1 protein-coding gene is annotated in these 1512 nt (G+C 45.8%); it reads left to right on the top strand.

Going from position 1 to position 1512, the window contains the following annotated elements:
- The coding region (locus tag ACNARN_RS18595) for a phage tail tape measure protein (protein ID WP_416304817.1) at nucleotides 1–1512 on the top strand (1512 nt) is incomplete at both ends.

Here is a 1512-nt window from a genome sequence, read left to right on the forward strand (position 1 = left end):
CCTGAATATAAACGCTATGCCACTGAGTTACAAAATGTTGATGCCGTTATCAATTCACTTAAGGCGAGTTTAAAGAGTTTAGGCATTGAATATGAATCACTCATTGATATCACGCTTCAGGCGACAAATAGCCAAGTGAATGCCGTCACGGCGATTGCTAAACAGATTGATGAATCGATTGAAAAATCGCAACGTTCAGTGGCAAAAGCGCAAGCCACAGGGAAGGCATTAGCGAAATTAAATGCAGAAGATGTATTGGTTTCACGCAAAATTACGCCAGATATGCAAGGCTACGATAAGGCCTTACAAGCGGAAATTGAGGCACAACTGGCACTGCAAGCCAAACGGACGTATAAGCCCAGTCATAAATCCACCATTGATTATGCGAAGCAATACACCAAAATCTTAACGGAATTAGAGGAAAAACAAGCCTCACTGATTGCGGATGGACAAAGTATTCAGCTGTATGGCACTACCTCTTCCTTTAATGAGTACACATCCGCATTAGCCGATATCAAACAGAATAAAGACAAGTTTGATGCCATCTTAAAAATCGATCCCAACGCCATTGAGACGATAAAAGAAAAAGCGAAAGCCATTGATGATCTGGCGCGTGCCAACTCGGTTGCGCAATTTGCTTATGATCGCGGTAAAGAAATTGAGCAGATGCAATTTGAAACCACCTTGATCGGAAAATCGCGCGCAGAGCAAGAGAAGCTTAATGCCCTTCGTCAGATTGATGTGCTGTATCAGCAAGCCAGTGTGGATTTAGGCGAAAAAGAGCTGGCGAACTTACAACGCAATGTCGAGCTCACTAAACAGCAAATTGAGGCAGAGCTGAGGAAACGAGAGGCCATGAAAGGTGATCCGATGGCGGGATTAAAACAAGGCTTATCGGATTTCAGTGAGTCGGCTATGGATGTGATGGAAAACGTCAGAAACGTCACCACCAATGCCCTTAATAATATGTCTGATGCATTGGCCGATTTTGCTTTAACGGGGAAAGGAAGCTTTAAAGATTTTGCCAATGCGGTGATCTCCGATATCACTCGGATGGTGATGAAAATGCTGATTTTCAAAGCCATAGAAGCAGGCGGGCAGGCAATGGGCTTTGATATGGGATGGATGAGCAAAGGGCATGCTTACGGTGGTTATACGGGGCATGGCGGGAAATTTGAGCCTAAAGGGATTGTGCATGGTGGTGAGTTTGTTTTTACCAAAGAAGCGACGGCTAGATTAGGTGTAGGTAATCTCTATCGCTTAATGCATGCGGCGCAAGGTTATGCTTCAGGTGGCTTTGTGGGGGCGGTCGCAGGGCGAATACCCGTTACACCGCAACCGACGTTAGCCCGTGCGAGTGGTGTACAAATGACGGTCGTTAATCATATTACGGTGACGGGAAATGGTGACGCTGTACTTGCGCAGGCAATGAAGGATGCCGCACAACAAGGGACAGAAGCCGGCGCACAGAAAGCTCACGCGATGATGTTACAAGACTTTCAAAGTAATGGT

It is taken from the genome of Proteus sp. TSJ240517 (assembly GCF_047921575.1).
Taxonomy (GTDB): Bacteria; Pseudomonadota; Gammaproteobacteria; order Enterobacterales; family Enterobacteriaceae; genus Proteus.